The following is a 20,635-nucleotide window of genomic DNA, read 5'->3' on the forward strand; positions in this document are numbered from 1 at the left end:
ACGGGACAGCGTTCCGCTTCTGGAGGCACCGCATCATGCGCGCATCGACCCACCCCTCGCCCGCCCCCGTCGTCTCGGTCGGCCCCCTCACCCTGTCCGCCCCGGACCGGCCCGTGGATCTCCAGGTGCGCGTCTCGGCGCCCCTGACCGGGGACGATCTGCCGGTCGTCCTCCTGTCGCACGGCCAGGGCCACTCGCACCACCTCTCCTCCCTGAACGGCTACGCGCCGCTCGCCCACCACTGGGCGGCGCACGGCTTCGTGGTCGTCCAGCCCACGCATCTGAGCTCCCGGAGCCTGACCCTTGCCCCCGACACCCCCGGGGCGCCCCTGTTCTGGCGTTCGCGCGCCGAGGACATGAGCCTGATCCTCGACCGGTTCGACGAGATCGAGGCCGCCGTACCGCAGCTCGCGGGGCGCCCGGACCGGGACCGGGTCGCCGTGGCCGGGCACTCGATGGGCGGTCACACCGCGAGCCTGCTGCTGGGCGCGCGCCTCACCGATCCGGACGACGGGACGGAGGTGGACCTGAGCGAGCCGCGCATCAGGGCGGGCGTCCTGCTGGCCTCGGTCGGCCGGGGCGGCGACGCGCTCACCCCGTTCGTGACCGAGAACTGGCCCTTCTTCGCCACCACGGACTTCTCCAAGATGACCACGCCTGCGCTGGTCGTGGCCGGCGACCGCGACGACTCCGCGCATCTGACGGTCGCGGGCCCCGACTGGCACGCCGACCCCTATGTGCTCTCCCCCGGCCGCAAGTCCCTGCTCACCCTGTTCGGCGGGGAGCACGGGCTCGGTGGCGTCTCCGGATACGACGTCGCCGAGACCACGGACGAGAACCCCGAGCGGGTGTCGGCGGTCCAGCACCTCACCTGGGCCTACCTGCGCAGCGAGCTGTACCCGGGAGACCCGGCCTGGCGCACGGCCTGCGAACAACTGACGACCGCCCCGAACCCCATCGGCCGCGTGGAGTCGAAGTAACCCGGCCCCCGAAGAACCACGGCGCGACCGAGCGCGCCCGGAAGGGCGCGGGGAACTGCGCGACCAGCCACGACGGCGCCGCGGCCGCCCGACGCCCCGTCCACCGACGCCACGACCGACCGACAGCGCGCCGGACAACCCGCCCACCGACGCCACGACCGACCGACGACGCGCCGGACAACGCGCCCACCGGCCCCACCGGCGGAGCGACCGGCGGAGCGACCCCGCTCAGCGGGACTTGCCGCCCCCCTTCCCCCGCCCCCGCCCCTGGTTGCCCGCACCTCCCGGGGTGCTCCAGGACCGGGTGACGGTCGCGGAGGGGGTACCGGTCGCCGCCGGGGCGCTCGGCGCCGCGGCCGGGGCCGAGGAGGTGGCGGGGGACGGACCGGACGCCGTAGAGCCGGAGGACGGGGACACGCCCGCACCGGAGGAGGACGGCTCGCCGGCCGACGACGGCGTGCCGCTCGGGGCGTCCGACGGGCTCACCGGGCCGTCGGGCGCCGAGCGGGTGTCGCCGCGCTCGCCCCCGCCACCGCTCGGCGCGGCGCCGGAGGTGAAGGACATGCCGGCCACCAGCGCGGCCAGCGACACCGCGCCCACGGCCCCCGCCGCGACCGCCACCCGGCGCGAGCGGCCGCCGCCCGTGCGGCGCGCGGCGCGTCGGCGGTCCGCCCGACCGCCCGCCGCCGGCTCCCGCACGGGCCCGTCGGCCGCCGGGGCGGGCACCGGCGGAAGTCGCTGGGTCTCGTCGTACGCGTTCTGCCACCCGTGCGCGGTCGCCGGGTCGGCGTACCGCTCGTACGACGCCGGGGCGGCCCCGGCCTCCGGGTGGAACACGATCGGCCGCACCTGGGGTGCGCCGCTCTCGCCTGGCCTGGACATGGCCGCGCATTGTAGGGAGAAGTGCGGCCCGTCGGACAGTGACCGGCGATAACGGAGCAAATCACCCGTCTCGCGTGGTGGAAAACACGCCCCACGGGGCGTAACCGGGCCGTAAGCTCCCTGACATGCAGGTGATCCAGTCGACGAAGCTCGCCAACGTCTGTTACGAGATCCGGGGCCCGGTTCTCGAGGAGGCGATGCGCCTGGAGGCGGCGGGGCACCGCATCCTCAAGCTCAACACCGGCAACCCGGCCGCCTTCGGCTTCGAGGCCCCGCCGGAGATCCTGGAGGACGTCCTCCGCAACGTCTCCACGGCACACGGCTACGGCGACGCCAAGGGCCTGCTCGCCGCGCGCCGCGCGGTCGTCATGCACAACCAGACCCTCGGCATCGAGACGGACGTCGAGCACGTCTTCATCGGCAACGGCGTCTCCGAGCTGATCGTGATGGCGATGCAGGGCCTGCTGGACGACGGCGACGAGGTGCTCGTGCCGTCGCCGGACTACCCGCTGTGGACCGCCGCCGTGTCGCTGTCGGGCGGTACGGCCGTGCACTACCGCTGCGACGAGCAGTCGGACTGGATGCCCGACCTCGCCGACATCGAGCGCAAGGTCACCGACCGCACCAAGGCGATCGTCGTCATCAACCCCAACAACCCGACGGGCGCGGTGTACGACGAGGCGATGGTCCGGGGGCTGACCGACATCGCCCGGCGCCACAACCTGCTCGTCTGCTCCGACGAGATCTACGACAAGATCCTCTACGACGGCGCCACGCACACGCCGACCGCCTCGGTGGCCCCGGACCTGCTGACGCTCACCTTCAACGGGATGTCGAAGGCCTACCGGGTGGCCGGCTACCGGGTCGGCTGGATGTCGATCTCGGGCCCGCGCGCCCACGCCGACTCCTACATCGAGGGCCTGACGATCCTGGCGAACATGCGGCTGTGCGCCAACATGCCGGGCCAGCACGGCGTGGTGGCCGCGCTCAGCGGACGGCAGTCCATCAACGACCTGGTGCTGCCGGGCGGGCGGCTCAAGGAGCAGATGGACACGGCGTACGAGCTGCTGACCCAGATCCCGGGCGTGACCTGTGTCCGCCCGAAGGGCGCGCTGTACCTCTTCCCGCGCCTGGACCCGACCGTCTTCAAGATCAAGGACGACCGGCAGATGGTCCTGGACCTGCTGCGTCAGGAGAAGATCATGGTCGTCCAGGGCACCGGCTTCAACTGGCCGGAGCCGGACCACTTCCGGGTGGTGACCCTGCCGACGGCGACGGATCTGCGGGACGCGGTGGGCCGGATCTCGCGCTTCCTGGACGGCTACGGCCAGCCCTGATCCCGGCGGGCTCACGCTGTGTAGAGACCATGCCCCTGTTTTGTGAACAGCTCAACTTTAGACGAAATCCAAGCTAGGATGGCTTCCTGTCAGAGCACAGGAGGCCATCCTCATGTACGAGCCGAACCGCGCCCCTTCCTCTCCCAAGGGGTCCGTCCACAGCACGATGGCCGGCACCACGCCCGACTTCCCCCACCGCTCCCGCGAGGAGGAACTGGACATCCAGCTCGCCGGACACCTCTCGGCCCTGCTCGCCGTCACCGACGAGCTGCGCGGGCCGGCCCCGTCCGCCGACCTCGACGGCGCGGCCGCACGGCTCGCCCAGCAGGTCACCCGGCTGCGGGGCGGACGGACGCCGGCCCGCGCCGCGGCGTCCACCGCCCGCGAGCCCCGGCTCTCGGCACTGCACCAGCGGGCGCACTCCCTCGCGGGCCGCGCCCTGCTCGTCGCCGCGTCCCGCGCGGACACCACGGCGGCGATCCTCGCGGCGGAGCGCATGGAGGCCCATGCCGCCGCGCTGGCGGAGGAGCAGGAGCTGAGCACCGCCGGCTGACCCCCCGGGGTCCCCCCTACGGCCCCGGTCCGCGTGCACCCGCAGCGACGCGCGGACCGGGCGCCATATTTTTTTGCCGCCCGCATTCGGGTTTTCCACCTGCCCTCGTTCGGGTTTTCCGCCCGCCTGCATTCGGGTGGACCGCGCGCCCCCCGTACCCGCGCACACCTGTGCCACCGGCACCGCCTCGTAACGTCGATGCGGTGAAACGCAGGCAATTGTTGGTAGTGCTCTCCGGTGCGGCTGCAGTTGCCACCGGACTGCTGTCGTGGTCGGTCCTGGCGTGTGCGGCGGCCCTCCCGGATGCCGGGACGCCGTCGTCGAAGCGGACTCCTCCGAGCGCCGATGCCCTGCTGCGGGCGGGCATCGCGGCGCAGCAGAACAACGATCCACAAGGCGCTTCCCGGTTCTACGGCGTGGTCCTCGCCCTGGACCCGCGGAACAAGGCCGCCTGGTACAACCTGGGCGTCATCGCCCACCAGGACGGCCGGACCGCCGACGCCCGCAGGGCCTACGAAAAAGCCCTGAAAATCGATCCGGCATTTCCCTCGGCCCTCTACAACGAGGCACTCCTGCTGAAATCCAGCGACCCCGATCTCGCGATGGGACTTCTGGAAAGGGCCGTCGGCGCGGATCCCTCGGCGGCCACGGCCCATCTGCATCTCGGGGACATCTGGGTCCGCAAGAACCGGACGCAGGAGGCCACCGAGGAATTCCGCAGCGCGGTGGCGGCCGACCCCGCACTCCTCTCCCAGGTCCCGGAGCCGTTCCGGACGTCCCTGCGCCCCACACCCGCACCGAGCACGGCAGGGAGTCCCCGATGACGCCGAACGACCGCACGGTACGGACGCTGGCCGTGTACACCCTGCTGGCGACCGCCCTCGCGGCCCGGATCTTCCTGCTGCCCTACGAGTCGGGCGACTACGTCACCTTCCTCGACCCCTGGTACCGGCACCTGGAGAGCCACGGCGGGTTCGCCGCCCTCGCCGACCCCGGCTTCTCCGACTACAACGTGCCCTATCTCTATCTGCTCGCCGCACTGACCTATCTGCCCGTGCCGGCGCTGGCCGGCATCAAGGGGATCTCGGTCCTGGCCGATCTGGCGCTGGCGTACTACGCCTTCCGGATCGTCGCCCGGCTGCGCCCCGCCTCCCCCGGCGCGGCCCACGGCGCGGCGGCGGCGGTGCTCCTGCTGCCGACCGTCGTCACCAACAGCGGCTGGTGGGGTCAGTGCGACGGGCTCTACGCGGTCTTCCTCCTCGGCGGTATCCACCACCTGCTGGGCCGGCGGCCGTGGTGGGCGTGCGCCTTGTTCGGGATCGCGCTGGCGGTCAAGTTCCAGGCCGTGTTCCTCTTCCCGTTCCTGCTGGTCATGGTGGTGCTGGGACGGGTGCCGTGGCGGAGCCTGCTGGCGGTTGTGGGGGTGTACCTCGCCCTCGACGTCCCGGCGCTGCTGCTCGGCGCCGATCCCTGGCGGCTGCTGACGGTCTACGCACGGCAGACGGGGACGTACCAGCTGCTGTCCCTGCACGCGCCGTCCGTCTACGAGTTCGTCTCGGTGCCCGGGGACACCGGTCCGGTCCGCACGGCGGGTGTGCTGGTCGCCGGGGTGGTGGTGACGGCCCTGGTCGCCCTCACGGCCTGGACCCTGCGGCGCGGCCGGCCCGGCGCGGCGGGCCCCGTGCCCGCGCTCACGGACACCCGGATCGTGCTGCTCGCCGCCTGCTCCTCGGTCCTGGTGCCGTTCCTGCTGCCCTCGATGCACGAGCGGTACTTCTACCTCGCGGACGTCTTCACGGTGGTGGCCGCGTTCGCCCTGCCCCGTCAGCTCTGGTACGTACCGGTGCTGGTGCAGCTCGCCTCGTTCGGCAGCTATCTGGTGGTCGTCAACGCGACCCTGGCTCCGTACCTGTCCATGGCCGCGCACGCCGCCCTGATGCTGCTGGCGGTGGTGGCCGTCGTGCGCACGACCGTCCTGGAACTGCGCCGCCCGCCGGGCGCGCCCGCCCCGCTGCTCAGCCCGACCGCGGCCGGGCCGGCCCGGACGTGACCGCCGCGGCCGGGGCGGTGGCCGCGGCGGTGTCGTCGGCGACGTAGTAGGTCGGCCGCCGCTGCACGGCGGTGTAGATGCGGCCGATGTACTCGCCGACCACCCCCAGGCAGATGAGCTGGACCGAGCCGACGAAGAGCACCGCGATGATCAGGGACGTCCAGCCGCGGGTGGTGTCGCCCGCGGCGTACACGGCCAGGGTGTACGCGAGCATGCCGAGGCAGACGGCGAAGGCGAGCACACCGAGCCAGACGGCGAGCCGCAGCGGGGCGACGGAGAAGCCGATGACGCTGTCGACCGCGAGCAGGACCATCTTGCGCAGGGGGTACTTGGTGCGGCCGGCGACCCGGGGGTCCCGGCGGTAGGTGACCTCCCCGCTGGGGAAGCCGAACCAGGGCATCAGCAGCCGGTACACCTGCGGCTGGTCGGGCAGGGCCTTCAGGGCGTCGAGGGCCTCGCGCGACAGCAGCCGGAAGTCGCCCGCCTGGGCCGAGACATGACCGCCGACCACCCGGCGCACGAGCCAGTAGTAGGCGCCGGCGCTGCGGCGTTTGAAGCCGGTGTCGCTGGAGCGGTTGGCGCGCACGCCGTAGACGATGTCGAGGTGCCGGGAGCGGGCCAGGGCGAGCATCTCGGGGATCTTCTCCGGGGGGTCCTGGAGGTCGGCGTCGAGGCTCGCGGTGTAGCGGCCACGGGCGTGGTGCAACCCCGCGGTCAGCGCGGCCTGGTGTCCGCTGTTGCGGCGCAGCCGCACCACCCGCAGCTGGGGCCAGTCGGCGCGCAGTCGGGTGAGTTGACCGACCGTCCCGTCCGTGGAACCGTCGTCGACGGCGACCACCTCGTACGTCTCTCCCGTCCCGTCGAGCACCGGCCGCAGCCGCCCCCCCAGGGCCGGAAGCGCCTCTTCCTCGTTGAACATCGGAATGACGACCGACAGCTCGACCGATGACGCGACCGATGATGCGACCGATGACGCGACTGATGACATGCGGATCCCAGCCTCATGCTCACTTACGGTAGTATTTGCTTACTTACCGTACGATGCTGGAATGGCTCAGCGCGTAGAGACACACGCACCCCGTACCGCAGGGGTCGCCCGGCAGCTTCCCGTGTTCGCGGTGATCGGCGTGCTGTCCACGCTGGCCCATCTCGGGCTGTTCACGCTGCTGCGGCCGGTGCTCGACGCGCAGCTCGCCAATCTGGTCGCCCTTTTCACCACGGCCGTGGTGAACACCGCCGCCAACCGCCGGTTCACCTTCCGGGTCCGCGGCAGGGAGGGGGTCGCCCGGCATCAGCTCCAGGGGCTGGTGGCCTTCCTCGCCGGGCTCGCGCTCAGCAGCGGCGCCCTCGCCCTGGTGCACCGGACGGTGTCGGACGCGCCGCACGTGGAGATCGCCGCGCTGGTCGTGGCCAACGGGACCGCGACGATACTGCGCTTCACCCTGCTGCGCTGGTGGGTGTTCGCGAAGGCCTCCTGAAACGGGCGAGGGCCTGTCGCCGCCTCCCCGTCGGGGCGGACGGGGTGGTGACGACAGGCCCGGGGCTCCCCACGCCGTTGTGCGGAGCCTCGCCGGTCTGTGGTGCTGTCACCGCGGCCGGCCGTGACGACATGCTGGTCAGGGCTCGATCGGCTGCCGGCCGCGGCGTTCGTGGAGGGCGTCAGCCCAGGCGCTGCACCAAGGCGTGGTACTCGTCCCACAGCTCCTTCGGGGTGTGGTCGCCGAAGGTGTTGAGGTGCTCGGGGACCAGGGCGGCCTCCTCGCGCCAGACCTCCTTGTCGACCGTGAGGAGGAAGTCCAGGTCCGCGTCGGCCAGTTCGAGGCCGTTGGTGTCGAGGGAGCCCTTGGCCGGCAGGATGCCGATCGGGGTCTCGACGCCCTCGGCGGTGCCGTCCAGCCGCTCGACGATCCACTTCAGGACACGGCTGTTCTCGCCGAAGCCGGGCCAGACGAACTTGCCCTCGTCGTTCTTGCGGAACCAGTTGACGTAGTAGATCTTCGGGAGCTTCGCCTGGTCCTTGCCCTTGGCGACGTCGACCCAGTGGCCCATGTAGTCGCCCATGTTGTAGCCGCAGAACGGCAGCATGGCGAACGGGTCTCGGCGCAGCTCGCCGACCTTGCCCTCGGCGGCGGCGGTCTTCTCGGAGGCGACGTTCGCGCCGAGGAAGACGCCGTGGTTCCAGTCGAAGGACTCCGTCACCAGCGGGACCGCGCTCGCGCGCCGGCCGCCGAAGAGGATCGCCGAGATCGGCACGCCCCGGGGGTCCTCCCACTCGGGCGCGATGATCGGGCACTGCGAGGCCGGGACGGTGAAGCGGGCGTTGGGGTGGGCGGCCGGGACGTCCGCGGACGGGGTCCAGTCGTTGCCCTTCCAGTCGGTGAGGTGGGCCGGGGTCTCCTCCGTCATGCCCTCCCACCAGATGTCGTTGTCGTCGGTGAGGGCGACGTTGGTGAAGACGGAGTTGCCCCACAGCGTCTTCATCGCGTTGGCGTTGGTGTGCTCGCCGGTGCCGGGCGCGACACCGAAGAAACCGGCCTCGGGGTTGATGGCGTACAGACGGCCGTCCTCGCCGAAGCGCATCCAGGCGATGTCGTCGCCGATCGTCTCCACGGTCCAGCCGGAGATGGTGGGCTCCAGCATGGCGAGGTTGGTCTTGCCGCAGGCCGAGGGGAAGGCGGCCGCGACGTACTTGGACTCGCCCTGCGGCGGGGTGAGCTTGAGGATCAGCATGTGCTCGGCCAGCCAGCCCTCGTCACGGGCCATGACGGAGGCGATGCGCAGGGCGTAGCACTTCTTGCCCAGCAGGGCGTTCCCGCCGTAGCCGGAGCCGAAGGACCAGATCTCGCGGCTCTCGGGGAAGTGCGAGATGTACTTGGTGGAGTTGCACGGCCACGGAACGTCCGCCTGGCCCTCCGCCAGGGGTGCGCCGAGGGTGTGCACGGCCTTGACGAAGAAGCCGTCGGAGCCGAGCTCGTCGAGGACGGGCTGCCCCATGCGGGTCATGGTGCGCATGGAGACCGCGACGTAGGCGGAGTCGGTGATCTCGACGCCGATCGCGGAGAGGTCCGAGCCGAGGGGGCCCATGCAGAAGGGGACGACGTACATCGTCCGGCCGCGCATGGAGCCGCGGAAGATGCCCTGCGCGCCCGAGAAGATCTCGCGCATCTCGGCGGGCGCCTTCCAGTGGTTCGTCGGGCCGGCGTCCTCCTCCTTCTCCGAGCAGATGAACGTCCGGTCCTCGACCCGCGCGACATCGGTCGGGTCGGACGCGGCGTAGTAGGAGTTGGGGCGCTTGATCGGGTCGAGCCGCTTGAAGGTGCCCTTCTCGACGAGCTCCCCGCACAGGCGCTCGTACTCGGCCTCGGATCCGTCGCACCAGAACCACGCTGTCCGGCTGGGTCAGTTCGGCGATCTCGTTGACCCACGAGATCAGTTCCTGGTGGTTGGTCGGGATGACGGTGGGAGCCGCGATGTCGCGCGCCACGATCGCTCCTAGATGAGGGGTTTTTTGTTGGAGGCCCCGTGGGGGCTGCGGCCCGGATGCCCAGCGACTGGATCTTCAGCGCTCATCCGGTGCCGACCGCACTCATCTGATCATCCGCCGCTCGCGCCCATCTGTCCAGGTGGCGTCACAACTGAGCGGAGTGAGGATCGCCACGCATAACCGCGCCTTTTTGCGTCCACTTGACGTTCAACAGAAGATTCTTTGGAGTGAACTTTTCGCGGTTTTCGGTGCGGCACCGTGAGATGATGGCCACTCTTCGCCCCCGAACCTCCGAGACCGTCCCGTAACTTACGGCCCCGTAGGTACGATGCGGCTCATGACTGCGCCCGCCTCCGACGCGCCCACCGACACGCCGGCCGACGGCCGAGGTCCCCTCGGGCTCCCCCTGCCGCACGAGATCAAGCCCAAGCTCCGCGGCTGGCTGCATCTCGGCATGTTCCCGGCCGCACTGATCGCAGGCCTGGTCCTCACAGCCCTGGCGGACTCCACCCGGGGCCGCATCGCCTGCGGCATCTACGCGTTCACCGCCTGCCTGCTGTTCGGCGTGAGCGCGCTGTACCACCGGGGCAACTGGAACGCCCGCATGGACGGCATCCTGCGCCGCCTCGACCACGCGAACATCTTCCTGATCATCGCGGGCACCTACACCCCGCTCACCCTGCTGCTCCTGCCGGACACCAAGGGCCAGTGGCTGCTGTGGGGCATCTGGGGCGCGGCGCTCGCGGGCATCGCGTTCCGGGTCTTCTGGGTCGGCGCGCCGCGCTGGCTCTACACCCCCTGCTACATCGCGATGGGCTGGGCGGCCGTCTTCTTCCTGCCGGACTTCATGCGCACCGGCGGTATCGCGGTGCTGGTCCTGGTCGTCGTCGGCGGCGTGCTCTACAGCGCGGGCGGCGTGATCTACGGCATCAAGCGGCCCAACCCCTCACCTCGGTGGTTCGGCTTCCACGAGGTCTTCCACTCGTTCACGCTCGCCGCGTTCGTCGTCCACTATGTCGGCATCTCGCTGGTGGCGTACCAGCACGCGTAGCGTCGCTTTTCAGCCTTCTCAGGGCCACGGCTTCCGAGCCGTGGCCCTTTTGCATGCCCGCCGCCCACCGCAGGAGAAGTCGCGGAAGAATTGACAGTAACTAAATTTTGAGAGTTACTTTCATTTCATGGCTACTGTCACGAACGCTTCGAACGCTTCCGAGGCGGGGCGCGACCCCCGCCGCTGGTGGGCCCTCGCGGCCCTGGTCGCCAGCATGCTGACGCTCGGCTTCGACATGACGATCCTCAACGTGGCGCTCCCGACGATGGCGCGCGACCTCGGCGCCGGCACCGGCGAGCAGCAGTGGATGGCGGACGCGTACGTCGTCGTCTTCGCGGCGCTGATGCTCCCCGCCGGCCTCCTCGGCGACCGCTTCGGCCGCCGCCGGATGCTGATCACCGGACTCGGGATCTTCCTCGCCGGCTCGCTGATGGGCGCGCTCGCCGACGACGTGAACTGGGTCGTCGCGGCCCGCGCCGTCATGGGCGTCGGCGGCGCGCTCGTCACCCCGCTCGCCCTGTCCGTCCTGCCCTCGCTCTTCGGCGCCGACGAGCGCACCAAGGCCGTCGGCGTCATCTCCGCCGCCTCCGCGCTCGGGCTGCCGCTCGGCCCGATCATCGGCGGCTGGCTCCTCGACCACTTCTGGTGGGGCTCGGTCTTCCTGGTCAACGTGCCGATGGCCGCGATCGGCATCACCGCCTGCGTCCTGCTGCTCCCCGAGACCCGCGACCCCGCCTCCCCCCGGGTCGACACCCTGTCCACCGCGCTCACCGCCGCCGGCCTCGGCGCTCTCATCTACGCGATCATCGAGGCGCCCACCCGTGGCTGGGGCGACCCGCTGGTGCTCGGCATGTCCGGCGCGGCCGTGGCCCTGATCGCCGGCCTGGTGCTGCGCGAGCGGCGCGTCGAGCGGCCGATGCTCGACATGGCGCTGCTCGCCGACCGCGGCTTCCTGTTCAACACCCTCGCCGCGACCCTGGTCATGTTCGTCCTGTCCGGCCTGATGTTCGTCCTGCCCCCGTACCTCCAGGCCGTCCTCGGCAACGACGCCCTCGGCACCGGCGTACGGCTGCTGCCGCTGATGGGCGGCCTGCTGGTCGCCTCCCGGGCCGCCCAGCCCGTCGTCGCCCGGTTCGGCCCGCGTGCCGTCGTCAGCACCGGGCTGATGGTGCTGGCCTTCGCCGCGCTCCTCGGCACCCGTACGACGGTCGACTCGGGCTACGGCTTCACCGCGCTGTGGCTGTCGGTCACCGGCCTCGGCTTCGGTTTCGCCGTCGTGCCCGCGATGGACGGTGCCCTCGGCGCCCTGCCCGCCGACCGGGCCGGCAGCGGCTCCGGGCTGCTGATGACCCTGCGCCAGGTGGGCGCAGCGATCGGGATCGCCCTGCTCGGCTCCCTGCTCTCGGCCGCCTTCCGCGACCGCCTCGACGTCGCCGGACTGCCCGCCGGGGCCGCCGGCACCGCACGGGACTCCGTCGTCGCCGCGCACCTCGTCGCCGAGAAGGCGGGCTCCGCCCACCTCGCCGCCTCCGCGAACGACGCGTACGTGCACGGCATGACCCTGGCCCTGCTGGTGTGCGGGATCGCCGCCCTCGTCTCGGCCCTCCTGGCGGCGGCCTTCCTGCCGGGCACGAAGGCGGCGCCGCGCACCGACGGCGAACGGGCCGACGTGGCAGCGCACACGGCGGATGCCTGAGAATGAACCCCATGACGGCCGCCCGCACCTCCACCCCCGCCGACCGCCCGCCCCTGGGTCTGCGGGAGCGCAAGAAGATCAAGACGCGCGAGGCCATCCGCACCGCGACGTACACGCTGATCAAGGAGCAGGGGTACGACGCCACGACGATCGACCAGATCGCCGAGCGCGCCGAGGTGTCGCCGTCGACCGTCTTCCGCTACTTCCCCACCAAGGAGGACATCGTCCTCACGGACGAGTACGACCCGGTCCTCCTGGAGGAGCTGCGGGCCCGCCCGGCGGACGAGCCGTGGACGCGGTCCGTCCGGTACGTGATGCAGCAGGCCGTGCGCACCGGTATCGAGGAGGACCCCGAGGTGGCGCGCATCCGCACCCGGCTGCTCGTCGACGTCCCCGCGGTGCGCTCGCGCATGATGGAGAGCATGTCGGTCACCGGCCGGATGTTCGCCGGCGCCGTCGCCGAGCGCACCGGCCTCCCCGCCGACAGCCTGGAAGTGCGCGTGTACACGATGTCGCTCATCGGCGGTCTGATGGAGACCTCGATGTACTGGGCCGAGCAGGGTCACCAGGGCGATTTGGCGACGCTGCTGGACCGCGCCCTGGACATCCTGCAGAACGGCCTGCCCCTCGAAAACCCCTGAGCCGGGCCCGGTCCACCATGCCATCCTGACCGGGTGAACCCACCCGAGATCCACGTCGAAGTCGCCCCCGAGCTGGCCCTGTTCGTCCCGCACGCCCGCCGGACCGGCACCCATCCGCTCGCCGTCGACGGCGTCTCCACCCTCGGCCATGTCGTCGAGTCCCTCGGCGTCCCGCTGACAGAGGTCGGCACCCTCGTGGTCGACGGCCGCGAGGTGCCGGTCGCGCACATCCCGGCGGACGGCGAGCGGGTGACGGTCCGCCCGGTCGACCGCCCCCAGCAGGTGCCCGGCGCCCCCCTGCGGTTCCTCCTCGACGTCCACCTCGGCACCCTCGCCCGCCGGCTGCGCCTGCTCGGCGTGGACACGGCCTACGAGTCCACCGACATCGGCGACCCGGCCCTCGCCGCCCGTTCCGCCGCCGAGCAGCGGGTCATGCTCAGCCGCGACCGGGGCCTGCTGCGCCGGCGCGAGCTGTGGGCCGGCGCCTACGTCTACAGCACCCGCCCCGAGGACCAGCTCCACGACATCCTCGACCGGTTCCGCCCCGACCTCGCCCCCTGGACCCGCTGCACCGCCTGCAACGGCCTGCTGCGCACGGCCACCAAGGACGAGGTCGCCGACCAGCTCGCCCACGGCACCCACCGCTCCTACGACGTGTTCGCCCAGTGCGCCTCCTGCGGTCGCGCCTACTGGAAGGGCGCCCACCACCAGCAGCTGGAGGCGATCGTCGAGGACGCGCTGAGCATGCGCGCGCGGGAGAGCCGAGGCTGAGGACGGCGCTTCCCCGCGGGCCCGCACGGCAGCCGAGCCGACGCGTCAGTGCCTCGGCTCCCTCAGTCGCTCAGCGCCGCCCGCAGCCGTTCCGGGTCGGTCGTCGGGGCGTCGCAGGTGAAGTTGCGGCAGACGTACGCCGTCGGTTCGCCGTCCCGCAGCGTCCGGTCGGCGAGCAGCGGGAACTCCTCGCTGCCGACCGTCCCGTACGCCACCACCGCCCCCGGCGCCGCGCCGAGCAGCGCCGTACGGAGCAGCAACCGCGCGGCCGGGTCGTCGACCGCGGCCGCCACGACGGCCACCTCGCGCGGCCCGTCCAGCAGCGCCTCGGCCACGGCGAGCCCCCACCCGATGAACCGGGGCACCCGCGGTCCCAGCGCCTTCACGACCCCGAGGGCCTTCTCCGCGGCGGTGCGGTGCGGCACCGAACCGGTGTGCGCGGCATAGCCCAGCAGCGCGCCGGCGGCGGCGGTCCAGCCGGACGGCACGGCGTTGTCGGTCGGGTCCTGCGGCCTGCGGATCAGCCGCTCGGCGTCGGCGGCCGTGTCGTACAGCGCCCCGGACTCCGGGTCGGCGAACCGGACGAGGACATGGTCGAGCAGGAACCCGGCGAACTCCAGCCAGACGCCCTCCCCGGTGACCGAGGCCAGCGCGAGGAACCCCTCGGCGACATCGGCGTAGTCCTCCAGCACCCCGGCGTTCGCCCCGGCCTGCCCGTCCTTGCTGGTCCGGGAGAGCCGCGCCTGCTCGTCGAGGTGCAGCCGGACGAGGAGATCGGCGGCGCCCACGGCCGCGGCCACCAGGTCGGGACGGTCGAAGTAGGCGCCGGTCTCGGCCAGGGCGGCGATCGCGAGCCCGTTCCAGGCGGCGACGACCTTGTCGTCCCTGCCGGGCGCGGGACGCCCGGCCCGCTTCGCCAGCAGCCGTTCCCTGATGCCGGCGATCTTCTCCGCGTCGAACACGCTGTCCTGCTGGGGCAGCCGCAGCACGGAGGCGCCCTCCTCGAAGGTGCCCTCCTCCGTGACCCCGAAGTAGTGCATGGCGAGCCGCGCGTCCTCGGCGCCGAGCACCTCGGTCAGCTGCGCGGGCGTCCACACGTAGTACGCGCCCTCGACGTGCCGGCCGGTCCCGTCGTCGCTGTCGGCGTCCAGCGCCGACGCGAAACCGCCCTCCGCGGTCCGCAGCTCCCGCACCATGAAGTCGGCCGTCTCCACGGCGACCCGCCGGGCGAGCTCGGAACCGGTGGCCCGCCACAGATGCGCGTAGACGCGGCAGAGCAGCGCGTTGTCGTACAACATCTTCTCGAAGTGCGGCACGGTCCAGTCGCGGTCGACCGAGTACCGGGCGAACCCGCCGCCGAGCTGGTCGTAGATCCCGCCCCGCGCCATCCGCTCGCAGGTGTCCCGGGCCATCTGGAGCGCGCCCTCGGCACCGGCGCGGGCGTGGTGCCGCAGCAGGAACTCCACCACCATGGACGGCGGGAACTTCGGCGCCCCGCCGAACCCGCCGCGCTGCGGGTCGTACTCGCGGGTCAGCCCCAGCAGCGCCTGCGACACCTCCTGCTCCCCGGGCGGTGCGGCGTCCCCGAAGGAGATCTCCCGCTCCGACAGGTCCCGCACGATCTTCCCGGCGACCTCCGCGACCTCGTCCCGCCGCTCCGTCCACGCCTGCCGCACGCCCTCCAGCACCTGCCGGAACGACGGCATGCCGTGCCGGGGCGCCGGCGGGAAGTACGTACCGAAGTAGAAGGGCTCCGCGTCCGGCGTCAGGAACACCGTCATCGGCCACCCGCCCTGCCCGGTGGCGGCCTGCACCGCCTCCATGTAGACGGCGTCCACGTCCGGCCGTTCCTCCCGGTCGACCTTGACGCTCACGAACCCCGCGTTGAGCCGCTCCGCGGTCTCCGGGTCCTCGAAGGACTCGTGGGCCATGACGTGGCACCAGTGGCAGCTGCTGTATCCGACACTGAGCAGCACCGGGACCCCGCGCCGCCGCGCCTCCTCGAAGGCCTCCTCGGACCAGGGCCACCAGTCCACCGGATTGTCGGCGTGCTGGAGCAGATACGGGGACGTCTCATGGGCCAGTCGGTTCGGCATGGGGTCCATCCTGCCGCAGTACCCGGCGACGGGCAGCGGCGCGAGGGAGGTGTCCGATCGGAAACCCTCCGTAACCCTTCGCCCTCTCGCGCCACGGGGGTGCCCGCCGCACACTTGACCGGACGAACGCCGTGCCGCCGGAGGGGGACGGGACATGCGGGACAGTCACAAGGCAGAGGCAGAGCGGTTGTTGGCGCGGGCCGTGGAGGAAGAGGTACGGCGGTCGGGCGGACGGGCCGACCGGCAGGTGCTGATGACCCGGGCGCGCGGGGCGCTGGAGGCGATGGCACAGACCGCCGCCACGGAGTACGAGGCCTACGCCCGCGCCCTCGACGAACGCGACGCCGGACGGGTCAGCTTCGCCCAGCGGTACGCCAAGGAGGGCGGCGGGCGGACTCCCTTACTGGTCGCGGGGGTTGCCGCCCTGACGACCGCGGTCGCCGACCTCGCCCTCGGCACCGGTCCCGGCACGGCCCTCGGAGCCGGGGTCGCGGTCGGCGTGGTCGGCGCCGCGACGACCGTGGTGAAGGTGGCCGGCGCGCATCTGCCGGCCGCCCACCACCAGGCAGGGCGGGCCGGACAGCCCGGCGGCGCCGAACAGTTGCGGCTGCAGTGGCTGACGGCGCTGGAGGTACGAGGGATACGCCCCTTCCTGGACCAGCAGCGGGTGCTGGACGCGACGACCGGGCCGCGGCCGGTCCACCCCGCGAAGACGCCCGGCCCGCAGCTGAAGGGCGCGGACAAGAGCGCGGCGGCCCGCGGCCGGACCGTGCTGGAGCAGTCGTTCGGCCAGCTCCCGGAGCCGGTGGGCCCGTTCGCGGGACGGCGGGCGGAGCTGACGCAGATCCGGCAGTGGGTGCAGGCGGCCCGGGCGAGCACCGAGACCAGGCCCACGGTCGTCGTGCTGCACGGCCCGCCCGGGAGCGGCCGCAGCGCACTCGCGGTCCGCGCCGCACACGAGCTGCGCGACCAGTTCCGCGGCGCCTGTGTCGTCGATCTGCGCGGCGACAGCGCCCAGGGCACCCCGCTGGCCACCCGGGACGCCCTGCTGCACCTGCTGAACCGCCTCGGCGCGCCCCGCGAACAGCTCCTCTTCCGCGAGCGTTCGTCCCCGGACCAGCAGGTCAAACGTCTCGCCGACCTCTACTACCAGCACCTCACCGGCCTGCCGGTCGTCGTCCTCCTCGACGACGCCGGCGACCCCGAGCAGGTGCGCACCCTCGTCCCCGAACGCTCCGACAGCCTGGTCCTGGTCACCGCCCGCGACCCGCTGGACCTCCCCGCCGCGCTGTCCGCCTGGGTCCACCGGCTCCCCGTACGCCCCCTGGAGGCCGCGGGCGCGGAGGAACTGCTGAGCGCCGCCGCCCAGGACGCCTCCGCGCCGTACGACGCCGAATCCGCCGAACGGATCAGGGAGCTGTGCGGCGGGCTGCCGCTGGCGCTGCGGATCGCGGGCTCCTCGCTCGGCCCACGCTCACCGCGCGCACTGGCCACGGACCTCGGCGCGTACGGCCCGGTCGGCCCCGTCGAGCGCGCCCTGTGGCTGCGCTACACCGACCAGCCCGAAGGCGCCCGCCGTCTGCTGCGGCGGCTGGCGCTGGCAGGGCGGGCCTCGCTGGGTGCCGCCGCGGCCGCCGCCCTCCTGGCCACCGACCGCGCGGAGGCGGCCCGGCAGCTGACCGCCCTCGCGGACGCGGGCCTGGTCGACCGGGTGCGCGGCGACCGCTACCGGCTGCACGACCTGGTCCGCGCCTTCGCCCAGGCCCGGCTGCTCGACGAGGAGGAGCAGACCGAGCTCACCGCCGCCCAGGAACGGCTGATCGTCAGCTACGCCGAGCTCGCCGACTCCGTGCTGCGCCTGGTCGACGGCAACATGTCGACCCGCTCGGACCGGTTCACCCCGCACGGCTTCATCTCCCTCGACGAGGCCCTGCGCTGGCTGGACGACGAGTCGAGCTTCATCACCGCGACCCTGCGCCAGGCGGAGGGGGTGCACGAGACGGCCGTACTGAGCCTGCTGGGCGCGCTGTGCGACTACTGCCTGCTGCGCGGCGACCTCTACCGGCTCGGGGAGATCAGCGAGCTGGCCCAGTCGGTCGGCCAGGACCTGCTGGTGCGGTCCGTGCAGTGGCGTACGGGCATCGCGGCCCGCCAGCTCGGGGAGCTGGACAGGGCCCGCGCCACCCTGGCCTCGGTCGTCGACCTCTACCTCCAGGCCCACCATGACGCGGGCGCGGCCCGGGCCCTGTGCTCCCTGGGCATCACCCTGCACCACCAGGGCAACCTCACCGAGGCGGCGGCCCGGCTGCGGGAGGCGATGGACCTCCAGGCCGCGCCCGAGCTGGCCACCGACCGCGCCTGGACGATGCACGCCCTGGCCGCGGTGGAACGGGACCGGGCCCGGCTCGGCGAGGCGCTGGACCTGCTGACCCGCTCGCTGGTGCTGCACCGCGAGGGCGGTTCCGTGCACGGGGAGGCCTGGGCCCACTTCCAGCTCGGCCAGCTCAACCTGCGGCGCGGCGACGTCCGCGCCGCCGAGTCCGACCTGCGCCGCGCCCTCGATCTGTACGGCCGTACCCGCGACGAACGCGGTACGGCCTGGGCGCTGACCCAGCTGGCCCGGGCCCGCATGATCGCCGGCGAACCGTCGGCCGCGGTGGAGGGACTGCGCGCGGCGGCGGCCCGGCACCGCGCCAACGAGGACGCCCGCGGCGAGGCCTGGACCGTGTACTACCTCGGCCTCGCCCTGGAGGAGACCGGTGACCTGGACGCCTCGGTCCGCGAACTCGAACGCTCCCGCTCCCTCTTCTCCCGGATGCGCGACGTCTACGGCCTGGCCTGCGCCCGCCACCACTCGGCGCGCGTCACCCGCGACCAGCGGGCCGCCCAGACCGGCTCGCTGCGCAACTCCGGTTTCGCCCGGCAGCTCCTCGTCGACGCGCGCGCCGACTTCCAGCGCATCGGGGTCTCCCACGGCGAGGCGTGGACCTGCCTGGAACTGGCGATCATCGAGGCGGGCAACGCCCGCGCCCAGCAGGCCCTGGCCCTGTGCGACGAGGCGGCGGGCCTGTTCTCCTCCTACGGCGACCGCCGCGGCGAGGACTGGGCCCGCTTCCTGCGCTGCACCCTCCTGCCGTACGGCGCACCGGGCGGCGTGGAGGTCGGCACGGCCGTGGCCCAGGAGGAACTGGCCCAGCTCAGCCGCACGGCCCACCCCCTGCGGGACGCCAAACTGTCCGAGTCCCTCGCCACCTACGCCGTCCTCCTGGAGCGCGGCATCCGCCCGGAGACCGACTGGCAGGCCTGGCGCCTCGGCCTGGTCCCGGGCCGCCACGAACGGGAGGTCATGGGCGTGGCGGTGAACGAGCCGTAGACGCGCAGGCGGTGGGCACGGGCTCGGCGGCGGCACGGTTCGTCGCTTCACCTGGGCATACGCCGGGGGCGGCGGGCACAGCGAGCGGCACGGTCCGGCTTCCGGGCCGAGCATGCTGCCGGGAGCGGGACCGGGTGCTCAGCCCCGGGGGGCGGCCTCGGGGCCGGGCCGCCTGTCCGGGGGCGGCACAAGCACCGGCATGCACCCCGGACGCCCGGCTGAGGGCGCGAGCCGCCGGGGGCTTGCGCCAGCGTGGGCCGGCCGGGTGGTGCCGTGCCGGCTGACCCGCACACCAGGCCCCGTGCGGCAGAACCGACCGCACAGCCGGGCGCGGCAGAAGGACCGCTCAGCCAAGCCCGGCAGAGTCGGCCGTCCGGCCGGATGTGGCGGGGTCGCCCGCCCGGCAAGGCAAGCGTCGGCAGGGCCTACCGCCCGGGTGAGGCCTGAGTCCGGGCGGTACCGAGAACCCGGCCGGGTGCGCCAGGGCCGGTCGCGGCAGGAGCCCGCCGCCCCGCGCGGTCAGCCCTTGGCCGGGGAGGTCCTGCCCGTCGTCCCCGGGGCCGTGGTGTCCTCGGCGTCGGGGGTCTCCTTGAAGTCGACCTTGCCCATGTGCTTGTTCATCGACTTCATCAGGGCCCACACCGCCACCGCCATCGCCGCGAAGACGATGAAGCCGAGGACACCGGGGGTGACCTTGTTCTCGTCGACCTCCTTGGCGAGGGGGACGAGGTGCGTCATTGCCAGGCTCACGCTTGCGCTCATGTCAGGCATTGTCCCGGACGCCCGCGAAGAGGTCGTCCTCGGGGATGGACGTAGCGACGAGAGCCTTCGCGAGCTCGTACTCCTCGGTCGGCCAGACCTCCTTCTGGATGTCCATCGGCACCCGGAACCAGCCGCCGTCGGGGTCGATCTGCGTGGCGTGGGCGATCAGCGCCTTGTCGCGGATCTCGAAGAACTCGGCGCACGGGATGTGCGTGGTGAGCGTGCGCTCCTTCACCCCGAACTCCTGCCAGCGCTTGAGCCACTCCCCGTAGGGCGACTCCAGGCCCCGGTCGAGCATCGCGTGGTGCAGCGCCTCCGTACGGGGGCGGTTGAAGCCCTGGTTGTAGTACAGCTTCAGCGGCCGGTACGCGGGCCCGAACTCGTCCTCCGGGTACTTCGCGGTGTCGTCCGCGCCCTCGAACGCCACCATCGAGATCTTGTGGGTCATGATGTGGTCGGGGTGGGGGTAGCCGCCGTTCTCGTCGTAGGTGGTGATCACCTGGGGACGGAAGGAGCGGATCTGCCTCACCAGCTCGCCGGCCGCCTTGTCGACGTCCTCCAGGGCGAAGCAGCCCTCGGGCAGCGGGGGCAGCGGGTCGCCCTCGGGCAGGCCGGAGTCGACGAAGCCGAGCCACTCCTGCTTGATGCCGAGGATTTCGCGGGCCTCGTCCATCTCCTTCTTGCGGACCTCGTGGATGTGCTCCTCGATGTACTTGTCGCCCTGGAGCTTGGGGTTGAGGATGGAGCCGCGCTCCCCGCCGGTGCAGGTCACCACCAGCACGTCCACCCCCTCGGACACGTACTTCGCCATGGTGGCCGCGCCCTTGCTCGACTCGTCGTCGGGGTGCGCGTGCACGGCCATCAGTCGCAGCTGGTCAGTCAAGACTCAATCCTCGGTAAGTCGGCGCCCGTGTGAACCGGCGCGATCGCAGGCTTCTATAGTGACCGAATCGGGGGGC

General features: G+C 72.4%; 16 protein-coding genes and 1 pseudogene. 11 read left to right on the plus strand and 6 right to left on the minus strand.

Annotation, left to right across the window (positions count from 1 at the left end; all coding sequences use genetic code 11):
* Positions 1-35 precede the first annotated feature (35 nt).
* Complete coding sequence (locus U5640_RS16195) at positions 36-980, plus strand: chlorophyllase (protein WP_340376498.1); 945 nt, start codon at positions 36-38, stop codon at positions 978-980.
* Positions 981-1,208: 228 nt separating this feature from the next.
* Here U5640_RS16195 and U5640_RS16200 read toward each other — a convergent pair whose 3' ends face one another.
* A complete protein-coding gene (locus U5640_RS16200; RefSeq protein ID WP_340376499.1) occupies positions 1,209-1,862 on the minus strand; it encodes a hypothetical protein in 654 nt (217 codons plus the stop codon).
* A gap of 125 nt (positions 1,863-1,987) precedes the next feature.
* Between U5640_RS16200 and U5640_RS16205 the strand changes: the two genes are divergently transcribed.
* The 4 genes from U5640_RS16205 to U5640_RS16220 all read left to right on the plus strand — a co-directional run bounded on the left by U5640_RS16205 (position 1,988) and on the right by U5640_RS16220 (position 5,802).
* Complete coding sequence (locus tag U5640_RS16205; RefSeq protein WP_340376500.1) at positions 1,988-3,199, plus strand: pyridoxal phosphate-dependent aminotransferase; 1,212 nt, start codon at positions 1,988-1,990, stop codon at positions 3,197-3,199.
* A 112-nt stretch (positions 3,200-3,311) separates the two neighbouring features.
* Positions 3,312-3,752 carry a hypothetical protein gene (locus U5640_RS16210; protein ID WP_340376501.1) on the plus strand — a complete coding sequence of 147 codons (441 nt, stop codon included), beginning with the start codon at positions 3,312-3,314 and terminating at the stop codon, positions 3,750-3,752.
* 203 nt (positions 3,753-3,955) lie between these two features.
* A complete protein-coding gene (locus tag U5640_RS16215; RefSeq protein ID WP_340376502.1) occupies positions 3,956-4,576 on the plus strand; it encodes a tetratricopeptide repeat protein in 621 nt (206 codons plus the stop codon).
* The gene (locus U5640_RS16220) at positions 4,573-5,802 is read left to right on the plus strand and encodes a glycosyltransferase 87 family protein (protein WP_340376503.1); all 1,230 of its coding nucleotides are present in this window, start codon (positions 4,573-4,575) and stop codon (positions 5,800-5,802) included. The genes U5640_RS16215 and U5640_RS16220 overlap by 4 nt, the downstream gene beginning before the upstream one ends.
* Here U5640_RS16220 and U5640_RS16225 read toward each other — a convergent pair.
* Entirely contained in the window at positions 5,768-6,790 is a 1,023-nt protein-coding gene (locus tag U5640_RS16225; protein WP_340376504.1) for a glycosyltransferase family 2 protein, read from the minus strand. The two genes, U5640_RS16220 and U5640_RS16225, sit on opposite strands and share 35 nt — an antisense overlap.
* Before the next feature lie 61 nt (positions 6,791-6,851).
* Between U5640_RS16225 and U5640_RS16230 the strand changes: the two genes are divergently transcribed.
* Positions 6,852-7,280 (plus strand): GtrA family protein, encoded by a 429-nt coding sequence (locus U5640_RS16230; RefSeq protein WP_340376505.1) that lies wholly within the window; start codon positions 6,852-6,854, stop codon positions 7,278-7,280.
* A gap of 181 nt (positions 7,281-7,461) precedes the next feature.
* Here U5640_RS16230 and U5640_RS16235 read toward each other — a convergent pair.
* Positions 7,462-9,286: pseudogene (locus U5640_RS16235) on the minus strand (phosphoenolpyruvate carboxykinase (GTP)).
* A gap of 337 nt (positions 9,287-9,623) precedes the next feature.
* Here U5640_RS16235 and U5640_RS16240 point away from each other — a divergent pair.
* The 4 genes from U5640_RS16240 to U5640_RS16255 all read left to right on the plus strand — a co-directional run bounded on the left by U5640_RS16240 (position 9,624) and on the right by U5640_RS16255 (position 13,445).
* Complete coding sequence (locus U5640_RS16240; RefSeq protein ID WP_340376506.1) at positions 9,624-10,337, plus strand: hemolysin III family protein; 714 nt, start codon at positions 9,624-9,626, stop codon at positions 10,335-10,337.
* Between the two features lie 127 nt (positions 10,338-10,464).
* The gene (locus tag U5640_RS16245; protein WP_340376507.1) at positions 10,465-12,033 is read left to right on the plus strand and encodes a DHA2 family efflux MFS transporter permease subunit; all 1,569 of its coding nucleotides are present in this window, start codon (positions 10,465-10,467) and stop codon (positions 12,031-12,033) included.
* A gap of 2 nt (positions 12,034-12,035) precedes the next feature.
* The gene (locus U5640_RS16250) at positions 12,036-12,674 is read left to right on the plus strand and encodes a TetR family transcriptional regulator (RefSeq protein WP_340376508.1); all 639 of its coding nucleotides are present in this window, start codon (positions 12,036-12,038) and stop codon (positions 12,672-12,674) included.
* Between the two features lie 33 nt (positions 12,675-12,707).
* Positions 12,708-13,445, plus strand: a complete 738-nt coding sequence (locus tag U5640_RS16255) for a Mut7-C RNAse domain-containing protein (protein WP_340376509.1) — start codon at positions 12,708-12,710, stop codon at positions 13,443-13,445.
* A 62-nt stretch (positions 13,446-13,507) separates the two neighbouring features.
* Here the strand turns inward: U5640_RS16255 and U5640_RS16260 are convergent, their stop codons facing one another.
* Entirely contained in the window at positions 13,508-15,541 is a 2,034-nt protein-coding gene (locus tag U5640_RS16260) for a thioredoxin domain-containing protein (protein ID WP_340376510.1), read from the minus strand.
* Positions 15,542-15,695: 154 nt separating this feature from the next.
* On the opposite strand from U5640_RS16260, the gene U5640_RS16265 reads away from it, so the two are divergent.
* The gene (locus U5640_RS16265; RefSeq protein ID WP_340376511.1) at positions 15,696-18,914 is read left to right on the plus strand and encodes a tetratricopeptide repeat protein; all 3,219 of its coding nucleotides are present in this window, start codon (positions 15,696-15,698) and stop codon (positions 18,912-18,914) included.
* A 519-nt stretch (positions 18,915-19,433) separates the two neighbouring features.
* Here the strand turns inward: U5640_RS16265 and U5640_RS16270 are convergent.
* Positions 19,434-19,685: a hypothetical protein gene (locus U5640_RS16270; RefSeq protein ID WP_340376512.1), complete on the minus strand. Its 252-nt coding sequence runs from the start codon at positions 19,683-19,685 to the stop codon at positions 19,434-19,436.
* Entirely contained in the window at positions 19,678-20,559 is an 882-nt protein-coding gene (gene mca, locus U5640_RS16275) for a mycothiol conjugate amidase Mca (RefSeq protein ID WP_340376513.1), read from the minus strand. The genes U5640_RS16270 and mca overlap by 8 nt, the downstream gene beginning before the upstream one ends.
* Positions 20,560-20,635 lie beyond the last annotated feature (76 nt).

It is taken from the genome of Streptomyces sp. SS7, from assembly GCF_037993025.1.
Taxonomy (GTDB): Bacteria; Actinomycetota; Actinomycetes; order Streptomycetales; family Streptomycetaceae; genus Streptomyces.

What these genes read in the sequence shown, in the direction of transcription:
- U5640_RS16270 (WP_340376512.1), bottom strand. Translation starts at nt 19,685, where the DNA reads ATGCCTGACATGAGCGCAAGCGTGAGCCTGGCAATGACGCACCTCGTC.
- U5640_RS16220 (WP_340376503.1), top strand. Translation starts at nt 4,573, where the DNA reads ATGACGCCGAACGACCGCACGGTACGGACGCTGGCCGTGTACACCCTG.
- U5640_RS16245 (WP_340376507.1), top strand. Translation starts at nt 10,465, where the DNA reads ATGGCTACTGTCACGAACGCTTCGAACGCTTCCGAGGCGGGGCGCGAC.
- U5640_RS16210 (WP_340376501.1), top strand. Translation starts at nt 3,312, where the DNA reads ATGTACGAGCCGAACCGCGCCCCTTCCTCTCCCAAGGGGTCCGTCCAC.
- U5640_RS16205 (WP_340376500.1), top strand. Translation starts at nt 1,988, where the DNA reads ATGCAGGTGATCCAGTCGACGAAGCTCGCCAACGTCTGTTACGAGATC.
- U5640_RS16260 (WP_340376510.1), bottom strand. Translation starts at nt 15,541, where the DNA reads ATGCCGAACCGACTGGCCCATGAGACGTCCCCGTATCTGCTCCAGCAC.
- U5640_RS16230 (WP_340376505.1), top strand. Translation starts at nt 6,852, where the DNA reads ATGGCTCAGCGCGTAGAGACACACGCACCCCGTACCGCAGGGGTCGCC.
- U5640_RS16240 (WP_340376506.1), top strand. Translation starts at nt 9,624, where the DNA reads ATGACTGCGCCCGCCTCCGACGCGCCCACCGACACGCCGGCCGACGGC.
- U5640_RS16250 (WP_340376508.1), top strand. Translation starts at nt 12,036, where the DNA reads ATGAACCCCATGACGGCCGCCCGCACCTCCACCCCCGCCGACCGCCCG.
- U5640_RS16200 (WP_340376499.1), bottom strand. Translation starts at nt 1,862, where the DNA reads ATGTCCAGGCCAGGCGAGAGCGGCGCACCCCAGGTGCGGCCGATCGTG.
- U5640_RS16225 (WP_340376504.1), bottom strand. Translation starts at nt 6,790, where the DNA reads ATGTCATCAGTCGCGTCATCGGTCGCATCATCGGTCGCGTCATCGGTC.
- U5640_RS16195 (WP_340376498.1), top strand. Translation starts at nt 36, where the DNA reads ATGCGCGCATCGACCCACCCCTCGCCCGCCCCCGTCGTCTCGGTCGGC.
- U5640_RS16265 (WP_340376511.1), top strand. Translation starts at nt 15,696, where the DNA reads ATGCGGGACAGTCACAAGGCAGAGGCAGAGCGGTTGTTGGCGCGGGCC.